A 24,338-nucleotide genomic window follows, 5' to 3' on the forward strand; every position below is an offset into this window, starting at 1 on the left:
AGATGAAAGTGAAACATAATGCCTGAGCGGATTGCGGACGAGGCCATTCTCAGCGCGGTCGATGGCGGCTTCGCGCGGCAGGTAGCGTTTCTGCGAGACCTCGTGCGTTTTCCTTCGCAGCGTGGTGAGGAACATGCCGCACAATCGTTCATGGCGGCTGCCTTTGAGGCTGACGGCTATGCCGTCGACATGTGGCGCGTCGATGTCGATGCGATTCGCGACCTGCCGGGTTTTTCACCCGTGGCAGTTTCTTATGACGACGCCTTCAATGTCGTTGCCACGCATACGCCGCGAAACGCGACCGGCCGCTCGCTGATCCTCAACGGCCATATCGATGTCGTTCCGACCGGACCGCTCGACCGCTGGGTGCGCGATCCCTACGATCCGGTGGTCCAGGACGGCTGGATGCATGGCCGCGGCGCCGGCGACATGAAGGCCGGCCTGTCCGCCTGCCTCTATGCGCTGGCCGCATTGCGCAGCCTTGGCTATCAGCCTGCCGCGAACGTGTATCTCCAGTCGGTGGTCGAGGAAGAATGCACCGGCAATGGCGCGCTCGCCTGCCTGCAGCGTGGCTACCGCGCCGACGCCGCTTTCATTCCCGAACCGCTGGAGCCGAGACTGATGCGGGCGCAGGTCGGGCCGATCTGGTTCCGGGTCGAGGTCGACGGCGATCCGCAGCATGCGTCGGGTGCATTCTCGGCCGGGGCCAATGCCATCGAAAAGGCGTTCGTCATCATCCAGGCGCTGAAGCAGCTCGAAATCGTCTGGAACGCGCGCAAGGTCGACGACAGGCGTTTTCACGATCACCCGCACCCGATCCGCTTCAATCTCGGCAAGATCGAAGGCGGCGAATGGACATCGAGCGTTCCGGCGCGATGTGTCTTCGAGATGCGGGTCGCTACCTATCCCGGCCAGAAGCTCGAGGACGCCAGGGCCGAGCTTGAGGCCTGTATCGCCGAAGCGGCGCGTGCCGATCCGTTCCTGGCCAATCGCCCACCGATGATGACCTACAACGGCTTCATGGCCGAGGGCTATGTGCTGGAAGGCGCCGACGAGATGGAAGCCGTGCTGCGCCGCAGCCACACCGCCGTGTGGGGCGAGCCGCTGACGGAGCACGTCACCTCGGCGACCACTGATGCGCGCTTCTTCGGCCTCTATGCTGACACGCCGGCGATCGTCTACGGCCCGATCTGCCGCATGCCGCATGGCTATGACGAGGCCGTCGATCTCGACTCGGTGCGCAAGGTCACCCAGACGATCGCGCTGTTCATCGCCGACTGGTGCGGCCTCGAACCTATCGAGGCCAAGCCATGAATGCAGCCGTCCCCGATGCTTTCGGCGAAACGCTCGCCGAGGACGCGCCCCATGTCTCGACGACCGACGCGCTTGCCATCCTGCGCCGGCACTACGGGCTGACCGGCACCGCGCGTCCGCTGCCTAGCGAACGCGACCACAATTTCCACATCCAGGCCGACGGCGAGCGTGAGTTCGTTCTAAAGATCTCCCATCCGGCGGAAGAGGCCGGCTTCACCGATTTTCAGAACAAGGCGCTCGACCACATCCTTGCAGTCGACCCCACCTTGCCGGTTCCCTCGGTGCGCAAAAGCCTTGAGGGCGAAGCGCAATTTACGGCCAGTGTTGGTGGATCGGCACCGCGCATCGTCCGGCTGGTGACTTATCTGCCCGGTCAGCTGCTGTCGCACTCGCCGACTTCAGAGGCGCAAGATCGCAATCTCGGCATCTTCCTCGCCCGCCTTGGCCGGGCGCTGCGCGGCTTCTTCCATCCGGCCGCCGGCAGTGACCTGCTCTGGGATATCCGCAAGGTGGCCGAGACGCGGCCGATGATGACGCATATCACCGATCCCGGCCGGCGGGCGATGGTCGAGCGTGCGATCGACTCCTTCGAGCAGCACGCGGCGCCGGTCATCCCGAAACTGCGCGCCCAGATCGTCCACAACGACATGAACTCCTACAATGTGGTGATGGACGCCTCGCGGCCGGAGATCGTCAGCGGCATCCTCGATTTCGGCGACATGATCCATTCGCCGCTGATCTGCGACCTCGCCATCGGCGCCGTCTATCGCTGGCCGGCACAAGGCCATCCGCTGGCACCGGCCGCGCGCTTTGTCGCCGGCTATCAATCGGTTCAGCCGCTGGAGGAGGACGAGGTCGGCATTCTCTTCGATCTGATCCGTGCCCGGCTTGCGCTCATCGTCAACATCGCCAGTTGGCAGGCCGAGCGATTCCCGGCCAAACGCGACTACGTGCTGCGCCTCGCCACCGAGGTCTGGGCTTCGCTTGAAAAGCTTGATGGTCTGTCGTCCACCGATGCCCGCCGCTATTTTCTCGACCATTCCAATCCGGAGTAGATGCTCGTGTCCCAGTCCTCGCCATATCCTTCAAATGCCGACGCGGCTGCATCGGAGCGCGCGCTGCTCGAACGCCGCGCCAGGCTGCTTGGGCCGACCTACCGCGCCTTCTACCGCAACCCCATCCATCTTGTGCGCGGCAGCGGTGTGTGGCTCTACGATGCGCAGGGCCGCAAGTTCCTCGACGCCTACAACAACGTCGCCTCGGTCGGACACTGCCATCCGCGTGTCGTCGAGGCGCTGTCAGCGCAGGCCGCCACGCTCAACACCCACACACGCTATCTCAGCGAGGTCATCCTCGACTACGCGGAAAAACTCCTCGGCACCGTTCCGGCCCATCTCGGCCATGCCATGTTCACCTGCACCGGCAGCGAGGCCAACGACCTCGCCATCCGCATCGCCCAGCATTCCAGCGGCGGCACCGGGGTGATCATCACCGACTTCGCCTATCACGGCGCCACGATCGCAACGGCGCAGCTGTCGCCGGCGGCGGTCGGGGCAAAGGGCGTGCTCGCGCAGCACCGCACCGTGACAGCGCCGGACACGTTCCGCGACCATGGCCGGGCCGCGAATGATTTTGCGAAAAATGTCGCAGCAGCCATTGAGGACATGGGCGCAAGAAATGTCCAGCCGGCGGCGCTGCTCCTCGACTCGGCCTTTTCCAGCGACGGCATCTTCTTTCCGGATGCGGCGGTAATGCGCGAGGCGGCCGACAATGTAAAAAAGGCCGGCGGCATCGTCATTGCCGATGAGGTCCAGTCTGGCTTCGGCCGGCTCGGCCAGGGCATGTGGGGCTTCGCCAATTATGACATCGAGCCGGACATCGTCACGATGGGCAAGCCGATCGGCGACGGGCATCCGATGGGTGCGGTGCTGGTGCGGCCGCAGCTTGTCGCCTCGTTCGGCTCGAACACCGGTTATTTCAACACTTTCGGCGGTAATCCCGTCGCGGCCGCCGTCGGCCTCGCCGTGCTTGAGGTGATCGAGGGCGAAGGTTTGATCGAGAATGCACGCAACGTCGGCGCCTATACGAGTGAACTGCTGCGCGCCCTGCAGAGCCGGCATGGCGCGGTCGCCGATATCAGGCACAACGGCCTCTATTTCGGCGTCGAGCTGACGGCGGACGGTGACGAGGCGCTGGCCGCCACCAAGACATCGGCGGTCGTCGAAACCATGCGCGAGGACGGCGTGCTGATCTCGTCCTGCGGCCCGCGCGGCAATGTGCTGAAGATCAGGCCACCACTGCCCTTTGCCAGGGACAATGCCGAGCAACTGGCCGAGACGCTCGATCGCGCCCTGTCGAACTGGTGATCGGGGCGGGCCGCGCATGCTGAAGCTCGAACATCAAACCCTGAATGACCGCGCCTATGGCTCGCTCAAGCAGGAATTGATTTCCGGTGGCTTCAGCCCCGGGCAGACGCTGGTCATCCGCAAACTCGCCGAGACCTTCGGCATCTCGACGACACCGATCCGCGAGGCGCTGCAGAGGCTTGTCGCCGAGCGGCTGCTCGAGATGCAGAACAACCGCTCGGTCATCGTGCCGTTGCTGTCCGCGCCTGCCTTCGAGGAGCTGACGCGCATCCGCATCGCCGTCGAGGGACTGGCGGGCGAGATGGCAGCGACCAGGATGACGGAGAGCGCGCTCGCTGACATCCAGGCCACGCTCGCCGGCATGCAGCGTGCCATCGAGGCCGGTGACGCTCGGGCCTATCTGACGCTGAACGAAGCGTTCCACTTTGCCATCTACCAGCAGGCCGGCGCGCCGATCCTGTTGAACATGATCCGCGACCTCTGGGGGCGGGTTGGACCCTATCTCAAGCTGCTGATGCAGGCCGATCGCTACATCCCGCACTCCAACGACGCGCATCGCAAGATCGTCGCCGCACTGGAGCAACGCAGCGGCCCCACTGTGCGGGTCTTCATAGAAGAGGACATCGCGATGGCGGCCGCCGTGCTGTCGGCAAACCTTGACGCTGCCAAGCTACTGTCGGCCTAGCTCATCCTGTCCAGCCGATCGCGCAGCATGCTCCAGCCGAGCAGCATGTTGGGCGCGTGCCGCAGCAAGGCATGGAACGGGATTGGCGCCGGCGGCGCAAAGGGCAGCGACAGGTCGCGGGCCTCGGTTCCAGAGGCCCAGTCCGCCAAAACCTTGCCCATCGCCGTGGTCATGGCGATGCCGCGGCCGTTGCAGGCGCGCCCGGCGATCAGGCCTGGGCCGAGGTCGATTAGGTGCGGCAGGAAATCCGGTTCGACCGCGGCCATTCCCGACCAGCTATAGGCGAGTGGCGGCAGGTCGGGCAGATTGAGATGTCGGCCAAGCCTTCGCCAGATCGTCTGCGGTACGCGCGTGTCGGCACCGGTGCCAAGGATGTGCATGCCGCCGCTGATCAGCCGGTTGTCGGCGTCGAAGCGGAAGGTGAAGAGATTGCGCCTGGTGTCGCCGACACCTTGCCCACCGGGCAAGAGGCGCGCGCGGATTTCGGGCGGCAGCGGCGCCGTGGCGATCTGGAAAACCTTGAGCGGGAAATAGGTTCGCTGCAATGATGGATTGAGGGACCAGCCATAGGCGTTGGTGGCGATCAGCACCTTTGCGGCGCGCACCGATCCCGCCGGCGTTTTCAGCATCCAGCCATCGGCTGTGCGATCAACCGAGGTGACGCGCGTCTGCTCGAAGATCTTCGCGCCGGCTTTCTCCGCCGCATCGGCGAGCCCGCGCGCACAGGCGACCGGATTGAGCACGCCACCGGAGCGATCCATCCAGCCGCCGACATAGCCTGGCACGCCCGTCAGGGCTTCGACTTCCTGCCGATCCAATGGGACTGCCGGCCGGCCAAGCTGTGCCCATTGCCCGGCACGTGACTTGACCTTCTCGAAGGCGGCAGGCGAATGCGCCGGCTGGATCCATCCGTTCTGCACGGCGTCGCAGTCGATGCCGTGCTGCCGGATCAGGCGGAAAACCAGGTCGGCGCTGCCGGCGGCGAAATCGATCAGCCTTTCGCCGCGCGAAGGTCCGAGCTGGGCCAATATGTCGCCCGGATCCATCTTGGCGAAGTTCGGCACGACGAAGCCGGCATTCCTGCCGGTCGCACCCCAGGCGATGATTTCGGCTTCGAGAACGGCGACGGAAAGTCCTTTGCCCGCGGCGTGCAGCGCGGTTGAAAGGCCGGAAAAGCCGCCGCCGACCATGGCCAGGTCGACATCGAGCCCGCCTTGCAGCGTCGGTCGCTCGCGGCGGTTGCGGCTGACGGCATGCCACAGCGACGCGCCTCGCGCCTCCTGCCGGATCACGGCATTCATGAGCCGGAACTGCTCTGGGTCGAAGCCACCTTCGCCCGCTTGCCGAACCATGGCCGCCGCGGCCTGTCGCCGAACAGGCCGTTGGGCCGGATCAGCAGGATGACGCAGAGCATGACACCGATGGCGGCGATCTGCAGCGCGGCAGCGCGCGCCTGCTGTTCCGGCGGGAACAGGATGCTGGTCAACGTGCCCGATCCGGCCCATATCGCCCACACCAGGATGCTGCCGATGACGGCGCCGAGATTGCTGCCAGAGCCGCCGACGATCAGCATCACCCACACCTGGAAGGTGAGGATCGGCAGGTAATTGTCCGGCGCGATGAAGCCGGTGAAATGCGCCTGCAGCGCGCCGGCCAGCGCCATGATGGCGCCGCCCACGGCAAAGGCCTGGACGCGATAGAAACGCGCGCTCTTGCCAAGCGAGATCGCCGCCCGCTCATCCTCGCGCAACGCCTTCAAAACCCGCCCCCATGGGCTGCGCGACAGGTGCTCCAAAGCGAGATAGGCGATCAGCGTCACCACCGATACGACCGCGAGGTTGGACAGGTTGAACAGCAGCGGCGTCTCGGCAAGGCTGCCGAAGGGGCGCGGGATGAAACCGATGCCGAACGGGCCGCCGGTCAGCTTCTGCGCGTTGAGCGCGACCAGTTGCACCACCACGGCGACGCCGAAGGTGGTGATCGCAAGATAGTCGGATCTCAGCCGCAGCGTCGCCATGCCGGTAAGCGCCGCGGCGATGCCGCCGACAACCATGGCGCCGAGCCAGCCGACAAGGATCGGCAGGCCGAAGCCGCCCAGCCGCGCGGCATCGTCCGGTGTGGTCAGCAGCGCCGATGTATAGGCGCCGATGGCGACGAAGCCGGCGAGGCCGACATTGAACAGGCCGGTCAGCCCCCATTGCAGATTGAGCCCCAGCGTGACCAGCGAAAAGATCAGCGCGGTGGTCAGGAAGAAGGCGCCGTAGCCGAGCAGGTCCATCAGCGTTCCCTCACACCAAACAGGCCGATAGGCCGCACGAACAGCACCGCCATCAGGATGATGAAGGAGACGGCGGCGCGCCACTCGGCTCCGATCAGCTGTACTGCACCGGCTTCGGCGAACCCGATGATCAAGCCACCGAGCACCGCGCCAGGAATGCTGCCGATGCCGCCGAGAATGGCGGCAGCGAACATCGGCAGCAGCATGTCGAAACCCATGAACGGGCGGATCTGCACCAGAATGCCGATCATCACGCCGGCCACGCAGGCCAGCGCCCCGCCGATGACCCAGGTGACGCGCACCACGCTGGCGACATCGATGCCGACGATGCGGGCCAGTGCCGCGTTCTGGCTCAGGGCCTGCATCGAGCGGCCGGTTTGCGTGCGCGTCATCAACAGATGCACGCCGAGCACCAGCACCGCGGTCAGTAGCAGCAGGGCGATCTGGTCGGGCGTGATGCGGATGCCGAAGCCGACCGGCATGGCGATCTGGATTGCCCGGCTGAAATAGGTCGGCCGCGAGGTGAAAGTGAATTCGAGCAAGCTTCTCAGCGCCATCGAGGCGCCGAAGCTCGCCATCACCACGATGATCGCCTGGCCTTGCGAGCGAAGCCGCGAAAACAGCACCTTGTCGAGCAGCAGCGCCAAGAGCGCGGTGAAGGCCATGCCGATAGCGAGCGCAACAATGAGCGGCCAGCCGAAGGACAACGGTGCGATCGGCGCCACCTTGCCGACTGTCGCGCCGATGGCGCTGACGACGGCCAGCGTCGCATAGGTTCCCCAGGCCATGAAGTCGCCATGGGCAAAGTTCGAGAAGCGCAGGATCGAATAGGTGAGCGTCACGCCGATGGCGCCGAGGCCGATCATCGAACCCGTCAGCAATCCGTCGACGACAAATTGCAGGCTCATGCCGCACCTCCCGTGTCGGCCTTACGGGGGCGCTGGCCAAGATAGAGTTCGGCGACCACCGGATCGTTCCATAGTTCGGAGGCGATGCCCTCGTGCCGGTCCTTGCCTTCGACCAGCACATAGGCGCGGTCGCCGATGGCGAGTGCCGCCTTGGCATTCTGCTCGACCAAAAGGATGGTGACGCCGGACTTGCGGATGCCGGCCAGCATCTCGAACACCATCGAGACGAATTTCGGCGACAGGCCGGCCGACGGCTCGTCCAGAACCAGCACTTTGGGGTGGACGATCAGCGCGCGCGCGACGGCCAGCATCTGCCGCTGCCCGCCCGACAAATTGCCGGCGGCGGTGCGACGCTGGCGCACGAGATCGGGGAAGGCCGAATACATCTCCTCGATGCGGCCAGGGATCTCGCGCCGTTCGAGGATGCCGCAGGCGACTTTGAGATTGTCCTCGACCGACATCAGCGGAAAGATGTTTTCGGTCTGCGGCACGAAGGCAAGCCCGAGCCGAACCATGGTGTGGGCAGGCGCGGCCGTGATGTCCTTGCCGTCCAGAAACACCGTGCCGCCGGTGATCGGGACGAGGCCGGCGATTGCCTTGATGAAGCTCGACTTGCCGGCGCCGTTGGGGCCCAGCACGACGACGATCTCACCCTTGGCGACGATGATCGAGGCGCCGCGCACGATCGGCACGCCGGGCTCGTAGCCGGCCTCGAGGTCGCGGACATCGAGGACGATCTCGCTCATGCCGCGCCTCCGAGATAGGCCTCGATGACACGTGGGTCGCGGGCGACTTCCTCTGCCGTGCCTTCGCTGAGCAGCTGGCCGCTCGCCATGACGAGGACGCGATGGCAAAGCCGCGTCACCATGTCGATATTGTGCTCGATTAGCAGGAAGGTGATGCCGCGCGCATTGATGTCGCGGATGCGTTCGATGATGACTTCGAGCAGCGTCGCGTTGACTCCGGCGGCCGGTTCGTCGAGCAGGATGATCGCCGGGTCGGCCATCATGACGCGGGCGAGTTCGAGGAGCTTGCGCTGGCCGCCGGAAAGCACGCGCGCCGGCTCATGTGCGAGGCGGGTGAGGGTGACCAGTTCCAGCAGTTCGAGCGCCTTTGTCCTGGCGGCTCTTTCCTGCGCGGCGACGCGCCATGGCGTCACGAAATTGGCGAGCAGCTTTTCGCCGGCCTGACCTTGTGCCGCCAGCATGATGTTTTCGATCAGCGTCAGATTGGGCAGCGGGCGCGGTATCTGGAAGGTGCGGCCGAGACCGCGTCCGATGCGCAGATGTGCGGCTTCGCCCGAGACTGGCGTACCGTTGAGAAGGATTTCACCGCTGGTCGGCAGGATGCTTCCGGCAAGCAGGTCGAACATCGTCGTCTTGCCGGCGCCGTTGGGGCCGATCAGGCCGAGGATTTCTCCCGCTTTGACTTCAAACGAGACATCGTTGACCGCGACAAGGCCGCCGAACCGCCTGACGACATTTCTTGCCGTCAGAACCGGCGCGCGGGTTTCCCCTTGCCGTTTGGTTGCCTCGCTCATCAAACCCTCTGGCCGAAGACGATCGTTGCCGCCTTCTGATTATGATTTGTGATCACACTTGCTTTGATCACGCTATTCGGCTTTAATTTCATCCGCAAGCCGAAAACCGGCCAAGAACGGAATTCCATGCAAAAGGCTGCCATCGAAAAGAACAACGAGGCGATCGCGGCCCAACTTGCGCCGGTCGGCCGCGAAACGGTGCAGGACCGCGTCTACTCCGAACTGCGCCGTGCCTTGATCGGCGGCCTGTTCGAGCCGAGCCAGGTGTTGACCATCCGTGGCCTGGCCGATGCGCTGGTCACTTCGACCATGCCGGTGCGCGAGGCGCTCGGCCGGCTGATCACGGAAAAGGCGCTGGAGGCGCTGCCCAACCGTTCGGTGCGTGTGCCGCCGATCACATTGGAACGCCTCGATGATCTCTTGCGTGCCCGCATCCTGATCGAGGGCGAAGCGATCGCGCTGGCCGCCGCCCGCATGGGTCCGCGCCAGATCGCCACCATCGAAACCATTCTCGGCGAATGGGACGAGATGCGGGCGCTGAAACACAAGAAGGACGTCGATCGCGAAGTGACGCTCAATCAGAGCTTTCATTTCGAGATCTACCGCTCCTGCGGCTCGGCCGTGCTGATCCCGATGATCGAGAGCCTGTGGCTGCAATCGGGCCCCTGCATCCGCGTCGCTATCTATGCCTTCTCGGAGGCCGGCGAAGTCGACACCGCCCAGTATCACCGCCGCATCGTCACGGCGCTGTCCACGCAGGATGCGCAGGCCGCGCGTGAATCACTGGTCGCCGACATCAGCCGCCCCTTCACCTTCCTGCGCAGCAAGCTGCAGGCCGCCGCCGCGAAAGACCAGACATGACCGCCATCAGGATCACCGAGCCGCGCTCGCAGCTTTCCGTCACCGCATTGTTGCTGCCCGAGAAGGCACCGGAAAACGCTGCCTTCCTCTTGGCCTATCTCGGCACGCCACGCGTTGTTCCGGGCATCCACGCGATGTGGACGGGGCCGGAGATTTCCTGTCCGGTTCCACCAGCCGACCTCGAGGACCAGGCCTATGCAAAACCGCTGCCGGCCGAGAACGCAACGCTGAACCCGCAGCCGGGCGACATCGTGCTGTCCTATGTGCCGCCACGCATGTGGGGCGGCAATCCCAATGCGATCTTCGACATCGGCCTCTATTACGGCCAGGGTGCGCGGCTCCTGTTCCCGATCGGCTGGCTGGCCGGCAGCGTGGTGGCGCAGGTGCGTGCCGGGGAGCGCGATCAGTTCGCCGCCGCTTGCGGCGGCATCCGGCGCAACGGCGCCTGCGATGTCACCTTCAGTCTGGTGGAGGCTTGACATGGCCGACGACAGTTTCGAGCTGTTCGATCTTCGCGTCGAGGTGGTCATCCCGGAGGGCAAGCCGATCTATTGCGGCGCCAGGGCCGGTGACTATTTCGAGCTCAAGGGCGAGATGCTGTCGATGCCGGCAGGGCAGGGCTTTTCGATTTATTCGCTCGCCGCCGTCTTGCCGCTGCTGGCGGCCAAGCAGCGCCCGACCCACCCGAACGACTGGATGACATCGGACGCCGAGATCGCTTGTCCCGATCCCAATTGCGCCAGCCGCCTCCGGATTGTCAGGGTGGCCAAGCGACGGTTCAGCCACGCCGAGACCACAGCGGTGCCGCTGCCGAAGGAGGATGACCTGACATGACCGCCAAGACCTTCGAACTCGGCCCCGGCTACACCATCTCGCGCGTCATTCGCGGCGGCTGGCAGCTGGCCGGCGGCCACGGCGCCATCGACCGCAGCCAAGCGGTTGCCGATCTGATCGCCACCTTCGATGCCGGCATCTGGACCTATGATTGCGCCGACATCTACACCGGTGTCGAGGAGCTCATCGGCGCGGCGCGCCTGCGGCTGGCCAGCGAGCGCGGCCTCGACGTCGCCGCCCGGATGAAGGTGCACACCAAGCTGGTGCCCGACCTGGAACGGCTGGCCAGCATCAGCCGCGACTACATCAGGGGCATCGTCGACCAGTCATTGCGGCGGCTGAAGGCCGAGCGGCTCGATCTCGTCCAGTTCCACTGGTGGGACTATGCGCAGCCTCGCTATGTCGAGGCGATGGGCTGGCTCAACGAGCTTCGGCTGGAAGGCAAGGTGCGCAATCTCGGCACCACCAATTTCGATACGCCGCGGCTCACCGAAATCCTCGCCGCCGGCATCCCGCTTGTCAGTCAACAGCTGCAGTATTCCGTGCTCGACCAGCGGCCGGGCAACAGCCTGGCGGCACTCGCAAAACAGAACGGCGTCGGCTTCCTCTGTTACGGCTCGGTTGCCGGCGGCTTCCTCAGCGACAAATGGCTCGGTGCGGCCGAACCCGCCACGCCGCTCGAAAACCGCTCGCTGGTCAAATACAAGCTGATCATCGATGATTTCGGCGGCTGGGATCTGTTCCAGCACCTGCTTCAGGCACTGAAAGCCATTGGCGACCGCCACGGCGTCGACATTGCCACCATCGCCAGCGCCTGGGTGCTGGAACAGCCGCAAGTGGCGGCTGTCATCGTCGGTGCCCGCAACCAGGCGCACGCCATTGCCAATGCGAAAATCATGGACGTGGCGCTTGACGCCGAGGACCGGGCGCGGATTGCGGCCGTCATCGCGCAAGGCACGGGCCTGGAGGGCGACGTCTACACGCTGGAGCGCGACCGCCACGGACGCCACGGTTCGATCATGCACTACAACCTCAATGCGGGGAAGAAATGAGCGGCGAACCCTCCCTGTTTTCACGCGCCAGCGCCGAAATCATCGACCTGCACCGCTTCTTCGTCGACTGGTTCGTCGCCGCGCGCGCCAACACGGTGGACTTCGGCCGCTTCGAACGCGCCATGGGTAAAGACCTCAGCATGGTGGCGCCGGACGGGCAGGTCCTCGATCGCGAAGCGGTCGTCGACCATGTCCGCTCAAGCCGCGCCTCTTGCGACGACGGTTTTGCCATTTCGATCGAGGACATCCGGCCCGGCTGGCAGGACGCCGATACCATCGTCGTCCTTTATGTCGAAGCGCAGCTGCGCGCAGGCAAGCACAGCCGCCGCCAGTCGAGCGCCGTCTTCACCACCAGTTCATCGGCGCCCAACGGCGTCGAATGGCGACATCTGCATGAGACCTGGCTGCAGGTGCCGGAACGCTGAACAGGCTCCAGAATTCAAATACAGTCGAGTAACGAAAGGGGAACAACAATGACAAAGACGATACTCCAACTCACCACCGCGCTCGCCCTCGTCACGATGGCGGGTGCCGCGCAGGCAGCCGATTGCAAGATCACCGTCGGCCTCGTCATGGAACTGACCGGCCCGGCCGGCGAATACGGTCAGGCCGGGGCCAAGTCGGTCGAGATGGCCTTCCGCGACATCAACGGAGCCGGCGGTGTGCGCGGCTGCGATCTCGTCACCGATACGCGCGACAGCCAGAGCCAGGGCAACATAGCGGTCGACGCAGCCACCCAGCTGGTTCAGGTCAAGAAGGTGCCGGTCATCATCGGCGGCATCATCTCGTCTGTGTCGATCCCGATCCTGACCTCCGTCACCGCGCCAGCCAAGATCGTCCAGGTCTCGCCGGCTTCGTCCTCGCCGACGCTGACCGCGCTCGGCCGCGACGGCAAGACCAACGGCATCTTCTTCCGCACCATCACCTCGGATGCGCTGCAGGGCGTCGCCGCCGCCAAATACGCCGTCGACAAGGGTTTCAAGAAACTGTCGATCATCCACGTCAACAACGATTTCGGCGTCAACATGGTGGCCGAATTCTCGCGTGCCTATAAAGCGCTCGGCGGCACCATCGTCTCCGACACGCCCTATAACGAGAAGCAGTCGAGCTATGCCTCCGAAGTCACGGCGGCGATGGCCGGCGAACCGGACGGGCTCTATCTCGTCAGCACGCCGGTCGACGGTGCAACGGTCGCCCGTACCTGGATCTCGCAGGGCGGCGTGCAGAAATTCCTCCTCAATGACGGCATGAACAGCCCTGATTTCATCGAGTCCGTCGGCGCCGACTATCTGAAGGAAGCCTACGGCACCTCGTCCGGCACCAGCCCGACCGCTTCGACAGAGTACTTCACCAAGAACTACAAGGAATTCTCCGGCATCGAACCGACCAATCCGGCAGCCGACCGTTCCTATGACGCCGGCGCGATTGTTGGCCTCGCCATCGCCATTGCCGGTTCGGAGGATCCGGCCAAGATCAAGGACGCGATGTACAAGGCGGTCGATCCGGCCGGCACGCCGATCTTTGCCGGCAAGGAAGAGTTCGCCAAGGCGCTTGGCCTGATCAAGGACGGCAAGCCGATCCGCTATGAAGGCGTCATCGGCCCTGTCGCCTTCGACAAATATGGCGACATCACCGGCCCGTTCCGGCTGTGGAAGATCGTCGATGGCAAGGTGGCGACCGACGGTGAAATGACCACCGACGACGTCAACGCCCTGCAAGCGAAACTTCAGTAAGACTACCTATTCTCCGGTATCGATCACGATCCCATCGTGGTCGATACCGGACGATTGTCCTGTTTTGCATTACCACGGGCACGGACGACGTCGCTTTGCGTGGACGAGCGTTTGACCGGCAGGCGATCATGGATAGGATCGGCCGATGTCGCCTGAAATCCAACAGCTCCTCTCTGCGCTCGGCGACCGGCTGGGCGCGGGCGGCGTGCTCGCCGGTCCGGAGGTGGATCAGCGCTATCGTGACGATCCCGACGGCAAGCTGGGGGCGCTTCCCGAAGCGGTGCTGCGCCCGCGCGACACACAAGGTGTCGCGGCAGCGCTGGCGGTTTGCAACGATCTCAGCCAGCCGGTTGTCGTCCAGGGAGGACGCACCAGCCTGGCAGGCGCCGCCCGTGTGCAGCCGGGCGAGGTGGTGCTGTCGTTGGAGCGCATGACCGACCTCGCCGTTCCGGATCGCCAGGCTGCTAGCATCGTCGCCGAAGCGGGCGCGACGCTGCAGGCGGTGCAGGAGGCGGCCGACAGCGCCGGGCTGATGTTCGGCGTCGATATCGGCGCACGCGGCTCCGCGACGGTCGGCGGCAACATCGCCACCAATGCCGGCGGCATCCGCGTGCTGCGTTACGGCATGTACCGCGCTCAGGTTCTGGGACTGGAAGCCGTGCTTGCCGATGGCAGCGTGATGACCTCGCTCAAGGGCTTGCCCAAGGACAATTCCGGCTACGACCTCAGTCAGCTCTTTATCGGCACGGAAGGAACGCTCGGCGTGGTCACCCGCGCCGCGCTCAGGCTGCATCCCAAGCCGGCGTCCGAGGTGAACGCTTTCTGCGCGCTCTCGGCCCGCTCCTGTCCGCCTATGAGGTCAACTTCGCACCGCTCTATGACCTCATGGTCGCCAGCATGGCTATGCCGGCGCCGCTGCCGGCAGGCTCGCCCGTCTATCTGCTGGCCGAGATCCAGGGCAGTCAGCCGGAACGCGACGGCGAGCGCTTCGCCGAGGTGTTGATGCAGTTGGTCGAAGACGGTGTCATCGACGATGTGGTGGTCTCGCAATCGCCGCGCGAGTTTCGCGCTCTGTGGGACGTGCGGGAGGACGCCAATCGCGTCCTGTTTTCGATCAAGGGTTTGATCGGCGTCGACATCAGCATCCCGTTGGCCCGCATGGGAGCGTTCCTGCAAGAGGCGGACGCAGCCATCCACGCCGTCGATCCCGGCGCCGACATCTATTTCTTCGGCCATCTCGGCGACGGCAATCTGCATTACCAGGTCCGCACGGTCGATGCGGCGGCGGCATATGACATCGTCTATCGCGGCGTGGCGGCGGCCGGCGGCGGCGTTTCGGCCGAACACGGCATCGGCCTCGACAAGAAGAAGTGGCTGCATCTGGTCCGCAGCGACGCCGAGATCGCCACGATGCGGCGGCTGAAGACAGCCCTTGACCCCAGAAACATCCTCAATCGGGGACGGGTCTTCGACCTCAACCCGACCGCCTTCTCCCGATGACGATTGCCCGCTATCTCAAGTCCGTTCCGTTGCGAGCTGTCTGGGGATGAGAAAGCGGGCGGCAAGCACGCAGAGCAGCACGGTGAACATCAGGATCAGCGCCACCAGCGCATTGATGTCGGGTGAGAAGCCAAGCCGCATCATCGCCCACAACCTGACCGGCAGCGTGCTTTGCGTGCCGGTGACCAGGATGGTGATCATGGTCTCGTCGAACGACAGGGCGAAGGCCAGGATGGCGCCGCCGACCATGGCGCTCGACAGGTTCGGCAGGATGATGCGCCAAAAGGTCTGCCAGCCCGTGGCACCGAGATCGTAGGACGCTTCGACCAGCGTGCGGCTCATCGACTGCAGCCGCATCAGCACCGTGCGGTAGACGATCGCCAGCACGAAAACCGTATGGCCGATGACGACCGTCAGCAGCGAGCGTTCGAGACCGATTTCGCGAAAGAAGATCAGCAGCGCCAGGCCGCTGATGATCGGAGGCATCAGGAACGGCAGGAAGATGATGAACTGCAGCAGCGAGCGTCCGGAGCGGCGCCCATGATAATAGAGCGCCAGCAGCGTTCCGCTGACCACCGACAGGATGACGGTGCAGACGCCGACGATCAGCGTGGTGCGCAAGGCGACCAGTATGTCGTGGTTTTCAGCCAGCGCCACATAGGTCGACAGGGTCGGCGCCGACCAGTCGACGGAGCCATGCGAAATGGTGAAGAACGACGACACGATCGGCACGAACAGCGGGCTGTAGAGCAGCACCGCAACCAGTGTCGTGATCGCGGCCAGAAAGATCGTGGACAGTCGGGGCAGGGCGCTCATACCGAAGTCCCCCGGTTGCGGCCAAAGCGTTCGCCGACGAGGATTGCGGCGATCACCACGACGGCCAGCGCCACCGACAGCGCCGCGCCGAACGGCCAGTTATAGGCCGTGCCGAACTGGCTGTAGAGGATGCGGCCGAAGGTGAAGCCGCTGATGCCGCCGACCATTTGCGGCGTCAGGAAATCGCCGATCGCCAGCACGAAGACGAAGCTCGCCGCCGAAGCGACGCCGGGCAGGCTGAGCGGCAAGGTGATGCGCAGGAAGGTCTGCAAGCTGCTGGCCCCCAGATCGTCCGAGGCACGCAGCAGCACCTGCGGAATCCGCTCCAGCGACAGGAAGATCGGCAGGATGGCGAAGGGAATCAAAAGTAGCGTCAGCGTCAGCAGGATGGCGTTCATGTTGAACACGAAAAGCGTCGACGGTTCCTGCAGGATGCCGAGCGCCACCAGCGCCTTGTTGAGGAAGCCGTTGAGGCCGAGGATGCTGCGGATCGCATAGATCTTGATGACGTAGCTCATCAGCAGCGGCACCAGCAGCAGCATCAGCAAGGCATAGCGCCAACGGCCTTTCAGCGTCGTCAGGAAGTAGGCGGCGGGATAGGCAAGTAGGATGCAGATGATGGCCACCGACACGCACAGCACGATGGTGTTCCAGAACACCGGCAGAAAGACCGGATCGGTGAAGAACCTGATATAGTTGCCCAGGGACAACCCGTAGACGATGGTGCCCTGGTCGACACTGAAGAAGCTGTAGCCGAGGAAGATCGCCAGCGGCACCAGGACGAAGACAACCGGCAAGGCAAACGCCAGCACCGTGACCAGCAGCGACAGTCGTCTTTCCGCAGTGAGTGTCGAGCCGGCTTCGCTCATGCCAGCACCAGATGGCCTTCATGCGGCGCAAACGAAAGCGATACAGCCTCGCCGGATTTGAGCGCGCTGCCGTCGATGCGGCTCGGCACGCGCAGCCGCAAGCGTTGCGCAGCATTGTCTGGGCCTGCCGCGATGGTGGCGACGCTCGATGAGCCGGCAAAGGCCATGTCGGAGATCGTGCCGGAAAAACGGTTGTCGGTGTCCTTTGCGTCTGCAAGATGCAAGGCCTCGGGACGGAACGCAGCGTAGGCGCTGGCGCCATCTGCTGCGGCCTTCAAATGCGGCTGGTCACTGATCGAGCAGACCAGGCGGCCGAGCGCCGTCTCGATCGATCGCAGCTCGCCCTGCACCGGCCCAAGTTTTCCGGACATCAGATTGTTCTCGCCGAAGAAGCGCGCGACGAACTCGCAATTCGGCCTGTAGTAAAGGTCGTGCGGCGTGCCGTGCTGGCGGATATGGCCGGCCTCCATGACGCAGATCCGATCGGCCATGCCGATGGCTTCCTCCTGGTCATGGGTGACGAACAGGAAGGTGGTCTTGATTTCGCGCTGGATGGATTTCAGGAAGACCTGCATCTGCCTGCGCAGTTCGAGGTCGAGCGCCGCCAGCGGCTCATCGAGCAGGATCAGGCGCGGCTGGCAGATCAGTGCACGGGCGAGCGCGACACGCTGGCGCTGGCCGCCGGAGAGCTGCGCCGGAAAGCGGTCGGCGAAACGTCCGAGCTGGACCAGGTCCAGCGCCTCCGCGACACGGCGCGCGATTTCCTTGCGCTGGATATGGCGAACCGAAAGCCCGTAGCCAACATTGCCGGAAACGGTCAGGTGCGGAAACAGCGCATAGTCCTGGAATACCGTGTTGAACGGCCGTCGGTTGATCGGCATGCGGCTGATGTCTTGCCCATCCAGGCGGATCTCGCCTGACGTCAGCGGTTCCAGTCCGCCGATCAGCCGCAGCACCGTGGTCTTGCCGGAGCCCGAAGGCCCGAGCACGGTGAGGAACTCACCATCCCGGATCGACAGGTCGATGTCGTGCAGCACGGGGACCGTGCCGTAGGATTTCGAGACGGACCGCAGCGTCAAGAGGTCGGTGTTCTGGTTCATGAAATACTCTCGCATACGCTTCGGCGGTCCGGAACCTCCGGACCGCCGGGTCCTTCGAAGGCATAGAGCGGAAAGATCAGGGCGTAGCCTTGACCTCGTTCCACATGTCCGAACGCTTGAGCGGGTCCTCGACATTGTTGAGCCAGACCAGCTTGTCGTTGCCGCCGGCGCTGCCGGTTTCCGTCACCGTGTTGCCGAAGCCGGTGCGCTCGGAAAGCTCGCCGCTGACCTTCTTGCTCAGCATGAAGTCGATCCACTTCTCGGCCGCCGCATTGTCGCGGACACCCTTGGAAATGACCCAGTTGTCGAGCCAGGCGAGCGCGCCCTCGCCTGGATTGACGTAGGCGACATGAGCGCCGATCTTCTGCAGTGCCTTGACCTGCTGCTGGCCGTAATTGGCCCAGATCAGGGCCACATCATTGTTCTGGTAGATCTGCTGCGCCTCGTCGGCGGTGGTGTAGAAGCTCAGCACGTTGCGCTTGAGTTCGACCAGCTTGGCCTTGACTGCCGCCATCTGCTCTTCGTTGAGGTTGAACGGATCCTTGTAGCCGAGCGTCAGCGCCGTGAACGAGAAATTGTGCTCGCCATTGTCGTAGGCCAGAACCTTGCCCTTGTAGGCCGGGTCCCACAGAACCGACATCGAGGTCGGTGCTGGCTTGACCTTGTCGGTGTCATAGATCAGGCCGATGGAGTCGAAGCAGAACGGAATGCCGTAGACCTTGCCGTCCTTGGTCACGCCGCTCACCGCGGTCAGATCGCGGAAGCGCGGCAGCACTTCTTTCTGGTTGGCGAGCTTCGTGACGTCGATCGGCGACACCAGGTCGGCCTTGATGTAGCGCTGCAACTGGGCGGTGTTGACGGCGAAGACGTCGAAGTCCTGGCCTTCGCTTCCCTTTATCTTGGCCCAGATCTCGTCGTCGCTGCCGATGAAGACGACATCGACGCCGATGCCGGTCGCGGCGGTGAAGTCCTTGACCCAGTCGGCATCGGCGTAGCCGTCCCAGGCCAGTACCCGCAGGTTCGCGGCGAGCGCCGCCGATGTCATCAGGCCGATGCCGAGCCCGATTGTCGCTAGTCTTAGAAACGCTTTCTTCAGTCCCATTTTTAATCTCCCATTGTCGTTCTGGTGGACCGTAATTTTCGGGCCTGCGCCGTCACAGCTGGGTAACAGCGACCAGTCCCTCGTCCGGCACCGACACCATCCGGTTGCGCAGTGGCTTGCCGAATGTCTGTGCCTGGATTTCATACTCGTCGCCGGAAGCCGTCTTGACGCCGGAGGCGTAGCTCATCACCGCCGCGCCGAAGAAATAGGCATGCAGGTCGCCCGCCCTGCGGTGCATCGGGTAGCGGAAATGGAAGTGTTCGAGATTGGCGATCGAGTGCGACATGTGCGCTTCGCCCGACAGGAACTCCTGCTCCCAGATGACAGTGCCGTCGCGCAGGATGCGCGAATGGCCGCGCACTTCTTCGGGCAGGTCACCGATCAGCAGCTCGGGTCCGATGGAGCAGGAGCGAAGCTTGGAGTGGGCGAGGTAGAGGTAGTTCTCGCCCTCCGTCACATGGTCGGAATATTCGTTGCCGAGCGCATAGCCGATCCGATAGGGGCGGCCGTCCGGCCCGTTGAGATAGAGGCCGACGATCTCGGCCTCTTCGGCGCCGGCGCGCGCGAAGGCCGGCATCGGTAGCGGCGCGCCGGGCGGCACGACACAGGTGCCGACGCCCTTGAAGAACCATTCGGGCTGGATGCCGATCTGCCCGGCGGCAGGCTTGCCGCCTTCCAGGCCCATACGGAAAATCTTCAGCGAATCCGATTCCTCGGTGCCTTCGCCATGGGTCAGAACATGCATCTGGTTGCGCGCGGCGGCGCTTCCCGTGTGGGTCAGGCCGGTCCCGGTGACCAGGAAGCGCGCCGGTTCCGGATGGTCGACCGGAGCGAGCACCTGGCCATCGCGCAACAGTTGGTCGTAGTCGATTTTCGCTGTGCCCGTCTGCTTCTCAACCAGCGCTGCGATCGACGTGCCCTGGGCAATTGCCGCTTCGGCCAGCTCCAGCACGCTGCCGGTCTTTTCGAGCGGGTGCAGATGATTGCCGTCATCCGAGACACGGCCAACCCCTCTGCTGCCGTCGGCCATTCTGAACTGAACAAGACGCATGAATACTAACCTTCTTCCCTTGGAGCCGTACGGGTCACACCCAGCCCGCATCGACGATGAACTGCTGGCTCGTGCACATGCGGCTGTCGTCTGCGGCGAGAAACAGCGCCATGCGCGCGATATCGGAGGGTTGCAGCCGGTCGGGCAGGCACTGCCTTTCCGCGATCTGGCGTTCGCCGGCCGAGTTCAGCCACAGCCGCATCTGGCGCTCTGTCATCACCCATCCCGGCACCATGCAGTTGACGCGGATGCGTTCGGGGCCGAGTTCGCGAGCCAGCGCCCGCGTCATGCCGTAAACAGCCGCTTTCGCGGTGACATAGGCTGGGCAATCCGGATCGCCGACCATCCAGGTGATGGAGCCGAAATTGATGATCGAGCCGCCGCCCAGCGCGTTCATCTGTGGACGCACCGCCTGCGCCGCGAAGAACTGATGGCGCAAATTGACCGCCATGCGGTCGTCCCAGTAGGCAACCGTCACGTCCTTGGTCTGGTGGCGGTCGTCATTGCCGGCATTGTTGCACAGCGCCTGGATAGGGCCGTTGTGCTGCATCGCCTGAACGGTTGCCGCCTGCAACTCTTCGACGTTGCGCAGGTCGCAGGGAATGAACAGCGGCGCGGCATGTCCCTCGGCCGAGATCGCGTCGACCAGACGCCGGGAAGGCTCCTCGGCCATGTCGACGAAGGCGACGCGGCTGCCTTGCGCGCAGAAATGGCGCACCAGGCTTTCGCCGATGCCACTGCCGCCGCCGGTTATGAAGACGCTGCGGCCCTTGAGGCTTGGATAGATCGCATAGCCGATTTCATCCGTCATCGCGCGCCTCTCTAGTGCGAATGCCGAGGAATGCCGGCATCGCGCCGACCGACGAGAAAGTCGAAATCGCAGCCCTTGTCGGCCTGCAGCACGCGCTCGACATAAAGGCTCTGATAGCCGCCTTCCGGCGGTGCCGGCGGCTGCCAGTCACGCCGGCGGATCGCCAGCTCCTCATCCGACACCAAAAGCTCCAGCCGGCGACCGGCGACATCGAGTTCGATGAGGTCGCCGTCGCGCACCAGAGCCAGCGCGCCACCTGCGGCTGCTTCCGGCGCCACATGCAGAACCACGGTGCCGTAGGCGGTGCCGCTCATGCGCGCGTCCGAAATGCGCACCATGTCGGAGACGCCTTGCTTCAGCAGTTTTGCCGGCAGCGGCATATTGCCGACCTCGGCCATTCCTGGATAACCGCGCGGTCCGCAATTCTTTAGTACCATCACCGAGGAGGCGTCGATGTCCAGCTCCGGATCGTCGATGCGGGCGTAGTAGTGCTCGATGTTCTCGAACACCACCGCCTTGCCGCGATGTTGCATCAGCGCGGGCGTTGCCGCGGACGGTTTGATGACTGCCCCGTCAGGCGCCAGATTGCCGCGCAGGATCGAGATGCCGCCTTCCTTGGTCAGCGGCTGGCTCAGCGGCCGGATCACCTCGCTGTTGTAGTTGGGCGCGCCGTCGATCAGTTCACCGATGGTCTTGGCGCTGACGGTCATGGCGTCGCGATGAAGAAGCCCCACTTCATCAAGCGACGCCATGACCGCAGCTAGCCCCCCGGCGTAGTAGAAATCTTCCATCAGGAACCGGCCCGACGGCATCAAATCGACAATAGTTGGAATGTCCCGGCCAAGGCGGTCCCAGTCATCGAGGCTGAGATCGACACCGATCCGGTTGGCGATGGCGATCAGATGCAGCACCGCATTGGTCGAGCCACCGATCGCGCCGTTGACTCGAATGGCGTTCTCGAATGCTTCCCGGGTGAGGATCTGCGCGATTGTCACGTCCCTGCGGACGAGGTCGACGATCTGGCGTCCGGCCATTTGCGCGAGCACGCCACGGCGCGAATCCACCGCCGGGATCGCGGCATTGTCCGGCATGCCGATGCCGAGCGCCTCCACCATGCTGGCCATGGTCGAGGCCGTTCCCATCGTCATGCAACTGCCCGCAGATCGGCTTTGGCCCTGCTCGGCGGCGAGGAAGTCGGCGACCGGCATGCGGCCGGCCTTCACTTCCTCGGCGAATTTCCAGACATGGGTGCCCGAGCCGATATCCTGTCCGCGGAACTTGCCGTTGAGCATCGGCCCGCCGGAAACAGCGATGGTCGGCAGGTTGCACGACGCAGCGCCCATCAAGAGTGCCGGCGTGGTCTTGTCGCAGCCGACCAGCAGGATGACGCCGTCGATCGGATTGCCGCGGATGGACTCTTCGACATCCATGCTGACCAGATTGCGAAACAGCATGGCGGTGGGGCGCATGTTGCTCTCGCCGAGCGACATCACAGGGAATTCGAGCGGCAGGCCGCCCGCTTCATAGACGCCGCGTTTGACGTGATCGGCCAGCGCCCGCAGATGGGCATTGCATGGGGTCAGTTCCGACCAGGTGTTGCAGATGCCGATCACCGGGCGGCCATCGAAAGCGTCGGCGGGGATGCCCTGGTTCTTCATCCAACTGCGGTGCATGAAGGCGTTCTTGCCCTCACCGCCGAACCAGGCCTCGGACCGCAGCTTGCGTTTGGTGTCGGTCACGATGTCTGTTCCCGATCCTGGCGGCGCTTGTTGCGGCTTTGGACGCTGCGGCGCACGTCTTCCTCGGCATTGTCGATGAGCACCAGCAGCGCGTTTTGCGCACCAGTGGCGTCGCCGGATGCGATCTTTTCGGCCACTTCCCGATGCAGCGGCAAAGAATGACGCTGCCCGTCCGGATTGTCGTTGGAGAGGCGAAAGCTCATCACCAATGCGGTTTCGACCAGTGCCGCCAGCGAGCCGATCAGCTCATTGCCGGTCATGCGCAGGATGGTCTGATGGAACAAAAGATCGGGCTTGGCGAAGCGGTCGCCGTCGTCAACCACCGCTTCCATTTCGGCCAGCGCGGCATTGATCTCGGCAATCTGCGCCGGCGTGGCGCGTTGCGCGGCAAGTGCGGCCGACATCGGCTCGATGGCTCGGCGCAGCTCGAACAGCGCCCGGACATCGTCGGCGCTGACGCCGCCTGCGTAGCGCCATGACAGGACGTCCGGGTCGAGGAAATTCCAGTCGGCACGGGGACGCACCCTTGTGCCGGTCTTCGGCCGCGATTCGACCAGTCCCTTGCCGGCCAGCACCTTGATCGCCTCGCGCAGCACCGTGCGGCTGACCCCCAGCATCTCGCTGGAATCGTCGGCATTGGGCAGTGCCTCGCCGGGCAGGAAATCGCCCTGCACGATGCGCAATCCGATCTGTTCGACGACGGTCGCGTGCAACGCCGTCGAGCCGCTGGAGACCGCGACCGCAACCCTCGACGTGCGCGCCGTGCTGAAAGATTTCTTATTCTTCATACTATTCATATGATATGTCTTATCGGCATTGCGACTGGAGTCAAGGGAGGGGGAATGCCGGTGACAAAGAATTCCGCTGCCGTTGCCGAGCGGCATCAAGAGCTGGTCTCGATCAGCGATGGCATTGCGACTGTAGAGATTGCCCCGGCCGCCGGCGGCGCGCTGGCGTCGTATCGCTGGCGGCAAAACGGATCCGTCCTGGATTGGCTGCGTCCTGCGGATCAGGCGGCGATCGACAGCCGCGATGCCGGCGCCATGGCCTGCTTCCCGCTGGTTCCCTATTCCAATCGCATAAGGGGCGGGCGCTTCGCATTCGCGGGCCGCACCGTCGAACTGCCGACCAGCCCGGAAGATCCGCATCATGAGCATGGCCATGGCTGGCGTCGGCCATGGACAGTCGTCCGGCACGAAGCCAGCACCACCCTCCTATCTTATCGCCATGCCGCCGATTCCTGGCCGTGGAGCTATGAGGCAAGGCAAGCGATCTCGCTGGTCGATGGCGGGCTGATCATTGCCCTTTCGCTGCGCAATCTCTCGGACATGCCGATGCCGGCAGGCTTCGGCCTCCATCCCTATTTCCCGTCGACACCGTGGACACATGTCCAGGCGCAGGTATCCGGCATGTGGGAGACCGATGCGGAAATCCTGCCCACCCGGCACGTCCTGCCGCCCGCTGGCTCCAATCCTACCACCGGCTTCGACGTGTCGGAGACGGACTTCGACACGGTCTTCACCGGATGGACGCGCCGTGCCCGGATCTCCTGGCCGGAGCGTGGGCGGCAACTGGACATCGAGGCCGAGGCGCCGCTCGATTTCCTCGTCCTCTACACGCCGCCCGGCGAGCCATTCTTTTGCGCCGAACCGGTCAGCAACATCACCGATGCCTTCAATCGCAGGAACGCGGGCATCGACACTGGCTGCATGGTATTGGCACCCGGGCAGTTGCGATCCGCAAGCGTTCGCTTCACGCCTTCGCAGGCGGCCTGATCGC

At 64.3% G+C, this 24,338-nt stretch carries 24 protein-coding genes and 1 pseudogene; 12 read left to right on the forward strand and 13 right to left on the reverse strand.

Features of this window, described 5'->3' with window-relative positions:
• Window positions 1-18 precede the first annotated feature (18 nt).
• The 4 genes from NKI99_RS00445 to NKI99_RS00460 are packed head-to-tail and all read left to right on the forward strand — an operon-like array spanning window position 19 to window position 4,365.
• Complete coding sequence (locus NKI99_RS00445) at window positions 19-1,314, forward strand: ArgE/DapE family deacylase (protein WP_352609320.1); 1,296 nt, start codon at window positions 19-21, stop codon at window positions 1,312-1,314.
• Window positions 1,311-2,369 (forward strand): phosphotransferase, encoded by a 1,059-nt coding sequence (locus NKI99_RS00450; protein WP_352609321.1) that lies wholly within the window; start codon window positions 1,311-1,313, stop codon window positions 2,367-2,369. Before NKI99_RS00445 ends, NKI99_RS00450 begins: the two co-directional genes overlap by 4 nt.
• On the forward strand, window positions 2,370-3,680 hold the full coding sequence (locus NKI99_RS00455; RefSeq protein ID WP_352609322.1) for an aspartate aminotransferase family protein: 1,311 nt from the start codon (window positions 2,370-2,372) through the stop codon (window positions 3,678-3,680).
• A gap of 16 nt (window positions 3,681-3,696) precedes the next feature.
• Window positions 3,697-4,365, forward strand: coding sequence for a GntR family transcriptional regulator (locus tag NKI99_RS00460; RefSeq protein ID WP_352554771.1), 669 nt, complete (start codon window positions 3,697-3,699; stop codon window positions 4,363-4,365).
• Here the strand turns inward: NKI99_RS00460 and NKI99_RS00465 are convergent.
• Genes NKI99_RS00465 through NKI99_RS00485 form a run of 5 tightly spaced genes read right to left on the reverse strand, consistent with a single transcriptional unit; the run spans window position 4,362 to window position 9,091 of the window.
• Window positions 4,362-5,666 carry an NAD(P)/FAD-dependent oxidoreductase gene (locus NKI99_RS00465; protein WP_352609323.1) on the reverse strand — a complete coding sequence of 435 codons (1,305 nt, stop codon included), beginning with the start codon at window positions 5,664-5,666 and terminating at the stop codon, window positions 4,362-4,364. The genes NKI99_RS00460 and NKI99_RS00465 overlap by 4 nt on opposite strands.
• Window positions 5,663-6,646, reverse strand: a complete 984-nt coding sequence (locus tag NKI99_RS00470; protein WP_352609457.1) for a branched-chain amino acid ABC transporter permease — start codon at window positions 6,644-6,646, stop codon at window positions 5,663-5,665. The genes NKI99_RS00465 and NKI99_RS00470 overlap by 4 nt, the downstream gene beginning before the upstream one ends.
• Window positions 6,643-7,551: a branched-chain amino acid ABC transporter permease gene (locus tag NKI99_RS00475; RefSeq protein ID WP_128302370.1), complete on the reverse strand. Its 909-nt coding sequence runs from the start codon at window positions 7,549-7,551 to the stop codon at window positions 6,643-6,645. Before NKI99_RS00475 ends, NKI99_RS00470 begins: the two co-directional genes overlap by 4 nt.
• Window positions 7,548-8,297: a branched-chain amino acid ABC transporter ATP-binding protein gene (locus tag NKI99_RS00480; protein ID WP_128302371.1), complete on the reverse strand. Its 750-nt coding sequence runs from the start codon at window positions 8,295-8,297 to the stop codon at window positions 7,548-7,550. The genes NKI99_RS00475 and NKI99_RS00480 overlap by 4 nt, the downstream gene beginning before the upstream one ends.
• Window positions 8,294-9,091 (reverse strand): ABC transporter ATP-binding protein, encoded by a 798-nt coding sequence (locus NKI99_RS00485; protein ID WP_352609324.1) that lies wholly within the window; start codon window positions 9,089-9,091, stop codon window positions 8,294-8,296. The genes NKI99_RS00480 and NKI99_RS00485 overlap by 4 nt, the downstream gene beginning before the upstream one ends.
• A gap of 126 nt (window positions 9,092-9,217) precedes the next feature.
• On the opposite strand from NKI99_RS00485, the gene NKI99_RS00490 reads away from it, so the two are divergent.
• The 7 genes and pseudogenes from NKI99_RS00490 to NKI99_RS00520 all read left to right on the forward strand — a co-directional run bounded on the left by NKI99_RS00490 (window position 9,218) and on the right by NKI99_RS00520 (window position 15,071).
• Window positions 9,218-9,952 carry a GntR family transcriptional regulator gene (locus NKI99_RS00490; RefSeq protein WP_127327034.1) on the forward strand — a complete coding sequence of 245 codons (735 nt, stop codon included), beginning with the start codon at window positions 9,218-9,220 and terminating at the stop codon, window positions 9,950-9,952.
• Window positions 9,949-10,431, forward strand: a complete 483-nt coding sequence (locus tag NKI99_RS00495; protein ID WP_352609325.1) for a DUF3830 family protein — start codon at window positions 9,949-9,951, stop codon at window positions 10,429-10,431. The genes NKI99_RS00490 and NKI99_RS00495 overlap by 4 nt, the downstream gene beginning before the upstream one ends.
• Before the next feature lies 1 nt (window position 10,432).
• Window positions 10,433-10,786, forward strand: coding sequence for a TIGR04076 family protein (locus NKI99_RS00500; RefSeq protein WP_128302374.1), 354 nt, complete (start codon window positions 10,433-10,435; stop codon window positions 10,784-10,786).
• Window positions 10,783-11,838 (forward strand): aldo/keto reductase, encoded by a 1,056-nt coding sequence (locus tag NKI99_RS00505; RefSeq protein WP_128302375.1) that lies wholly within the window; start codon window positions 10,783-10,785, stop codon window positions 11,836-11,838. Before NKI99_RS00500 ends, NKI99_RS00505 begins: the two co-directional genes overlap by 4 nt.
• A complete protein-coding gene (locus NKI99_RS00510; protein WP_023808818.1) occupies window positions 11,835-12,263 on the forward strand; it encodes a DUF4440 domain-containing protein in 429 nt (142 codons plus the stop codon). Before NKI99_RS00505 ends, NKI99_RS00510 begins: the two co-directional genes overlap by 4 nt.
• 48 nt (window positions 12,264-12,311) lie before the next feature.
• Window positions 12,312-13,571 carry an ABC transporter substrate-binding protein gene (locus NKI99_RS00515; protein ID WP_127327037.1) on the forward strand — a complete coding sequence of 420 codons (1,260 nt, stop codon included), beginning with the start codon at window positions 12,312-12,314 and terminating at the stop codon, window positions 13,569-13,571.
• Between the two features lie 145 nt (window positions 13,572-13,716).
• Window positions 13,717-15,071 (forward strand): annotated as a pseudogene (locus NKI99_RS00520) (FAD-binding oxidoreductase).
• A gap of 15 nt (window positions 15,072-15,086) precedes the next feature.
• On the opposite strand, the gene NKI99_RS00525 reads toward NKI99_RS00520, so the two are convergent.
• The 8 genes from NKI99_RS00525 to NKI99_RS00560 form a co-directional block, all read right to left on the reverse strand.
• A complete protein-coding gene (locus tag NKI99_RS00525) occupies window positions 15,087-15,887 on the reverse strand; it encodes an ABC transporter permease (RefSeq protein ID WP_128302376.1) in 801 nt (266 codons plus the stop codon).
• On the reverse strand, window positions 15,884-16,756 hold the full coding sequence (locus tag NKI99_RS00530) for an ABC transporter permease (protein WP_352609326.1): 873 nt from the start codon (window positions 16,754-16,756) through the stop codon (window positions 15,884-15,886). Before NKI99_RS00530 ends, NKI99_RS00525 begins: the two co-directional genes overlap by 4 nt.
• Window positions 16,753-17,856 carry an ABC transporter ATP-binding protein gene (locus NKI99_RS00535; protein WP_352609327.1) on the reverse strand — a complete coding sequence of 368 codons (1,104 nt, stop codon included), beginning with the start codon at window positions 17,854-17,856 and terminating at the stop codon, window positions 16,753-16,755. Before NKI99_RS00535 ends, NKI99_RS00530 begins: the two co-directional genes overlap by 4 nt.
• Window positions 17,857-17,932: 76 nt before the next feature.
• A complete protein-coding gene (locus NKI99_RS00540) occupies window positions 17,933-18,958 on the reverse strand; it encodes an ABC transporter substrate-binding protein (RefSeq protein WP_352609328.1) in 1,026 nt (341 codons plus the stop codon).
• A 52-nt stretch (window positions 18,959-19,010) separates the two neighbouring features.
• Window positions 19,011-20,009: an AraD1 family protein gene (gene araD1 / locus NKI99_RS00545; protein WP_352609329.1), complete on the reverse strand. Its 999-nt coding sequence runs from the start codon at window positions 20,007-20,009 to the stop codon at window positions 19,011-19,013.
• A 34-nt stretch (window positions 20,010-20,043) separates the two neighbouring features.
• A complete protein-coding gene (locus NKI99_RS00550) occupies window positions 20,044-20,820 on the reverse strand; it encodes an SDR family NAD(P)-dependent oxidoreductase (protein ID WP_128302381.1) in 777 nt (258 codons plus the stop codon).
• Between the two features lie 11 nt (window positions 20,821-20,831).
• Window positions 20,832-22,559, reverse strand: a complete 1,728-nt coding sequence (locus NKI99_RS00555) for an IlvD/Edd family dehydratase (protein ID WP_352609330.1) — start codon at window positions 22,557-22,559, stop codon at window positions 20,832-20,834.
• The gene (locus tag NKI99_RS00560) at window positions 22,556-23,347 is read right to left on the reverse strand and encodes a FadR/GntR family transcriptional regulator (RefSeq protein WP_128302383.1); all 792 of its coding nucleotides are present in this window, start codon (window positions 23,345-23,347) and stop codon (window positions 22,556-22,558) included. Before NKI99_RS00560 ends, NKI99_RS00555 begins: the two co-directional genes overlap by 4 nt.
• Before the next feature lie 60 nt (window positions 23,348-23,407).
• Here NKI99_RS00560 and NKI99_RS00565 point away from each other — a divergent pair, with 60 nt between their 5' ends.
• Window positions 23,408-24,334, forward strand: coding sequence for an aldose 1-epimerase (locus tag NKI99_RS00565; RefSeq protein ID WP_352609331.1), 927 nt, complete (start codon window positions 23,408-23,410; stop codon window positions 24,332-24,334).
• The last annotated feature ends 4 nt before the right edge of the window (window positions 24,335-24,338 follow it).

It is taken from the genome of Mesorhizobium sp. M0239, assembly GCF_040321815.1.
GTDB lineage: Bacteria > Pseudomonadota > Alphaproteobacteria > Rhizobiales > Rhizobiaceae > Mesorhizobium.

Bases quoted from the DNA above. Each gene is read 5' to 3' on its own strand.
- NKI99_RS00475 (WP_128302370.1), bottom strand. From the start codon at position 7,551: ATGAGCCTGCAATTTGTCGTCGACGGATTGCTGACGGGTTCGATGATC.
- NKI99_RS00500 (WP_128302374.1), top strand. From the start codon at position 10,433: ATGGCCGACGACAGTTTCGAGCTGTTCGATCTTCGCGTCGAGGTGGTC.
- NKI99_RS00535 (WP_352609327.1), bottom strand. From the start codon at position 17,856: ATGAACCAGAACACCGACCTCTTGACGCTGCGGTCCGTCTCGAAATCC.
- NKI99_RS00445 (WP_352609320.1), top strand. From the start codon at position 19: ATGCCTGAGCGGATTGCGGACGAGGCCATTCTCAGCGCGGTCGATGGC.
- NKI99_RS00560 (WP_128302383.1), bottom strand. From the start codon at position 23,347: ATGAAGAATAAGAAATCTTTCAGCACGGCGCGCACGTCGAGGGTTGCG.
- NKI99_RS00530 (WP_352609326.1), bottom strand. From the start codon at position 16,756: ATGAGCGAAGCCGGCTCGACACTCACTGCGGAAAGACGACTGTCGCTG.
- NKI99_RS00480 (WP_128302371.1), bottom strand. From the start codon at position 8,297: ATGAGCGAGATCGTCCTCGATGTCCGCGACCTCGAGGCCGGCTACGAG.
- NKI99_RS00550 (WP_128302381.1), bottom strand. From the start codon at position 20,820: ATGACGGATGAAATCGGCTATGCGATCTATCCAAGCCTCAAGGGCCGC.
- NKI99_RS00540 (WP_352609328.1), bottom strand. From the start codon at position 18,958: ATGGGACTGAAGAAAGCGTTTCTAAGACTAGCGACAATCGGGCTCGGC.
- NKI99_RS00505 (WP_128302375.1), top strand. From the start codon at position 10,783: ATGACCGCCAAGACCTTCGAACTCGGCCCCGGCTACACCATCTCGCGC.
- NKI99_RS00515 (WP_127327037.1), top strand. From the start codon at position 12,312: ATGACAAAGACGATACTCCAACTCACCACCGCGCTCGCCCTCGTCACG.
- NKI99_RS00510 (WP_023808818.1), top strand. From the start codon at position 11,835: ATGAGCGGCGAACCCTCCCTGTTTTCACGCGCCAGCGCCGAAATCATC.
- NKI99_RS00485 (WP_352609324.1), bottom strand. From the start codon at position 9,091: ATGAGCGAGGCAACCAAACGGCAAGGGGAAACCCGCGCGCCGGTTCTG.
- NKI99_RS00460 (WP_352554771.1), top strand. From the start codon at position 3,697: ATGCTGAAGCTCGAACATCAAACCCTGAATGACCGCGCCTATGGCTCG.
- NKI99_RS00465 (WP_352609323.1), bottom strand. From the start codon at position 5,666: ATGAATGCCGTGATCCGGCAGGAGGCGCGAGGCGCGTCGCTGTGGCAT.
- NKI99_RS00450 (WP_352609321.1), top strand. From the start codon at position 1,311: ATGAATGCAGCCGTCCCCGATGCTTTCGGCGAAACGCTCGCCGAGGAC.
- araD1 (WP_352609329.1), bottom strand. From the start codon at position 20,009: ATGCGTCTTGTTCAGTTCAGAATGGCCGACGGCAGCAGAGGGGTTGGC.
- NKI99_RS00525 (WP_128302376.1), bottom strand. From the start codon at position 15,887: ATGAGCGCCCTGCCCCGACTGTCCACGATCTTTCTGGCCGCGATCACG.
- NKI99_RS00455 (WP_352609322.1), top strand. From the start codon at position 2,370: ATGCTCGTGTCCCAGTCCTCGCCATATCCTTCAAATGCCGACGCGGCT.
- NKI99_RS00490 (WP_127327034.1), top strand. From the start codon at position 9,218: ATGCAAAAGGCTGCCATCGAAAAGAACAACGAGGCGATCGCGGCCCAA.
- NKI99_RS00495 (WP_352609325.1), top strand. From the start codon at position 9,949: ATGACCGCCATCAGGATCACCGAGCCGCGCTCGCAGCTTTCCGTCACC.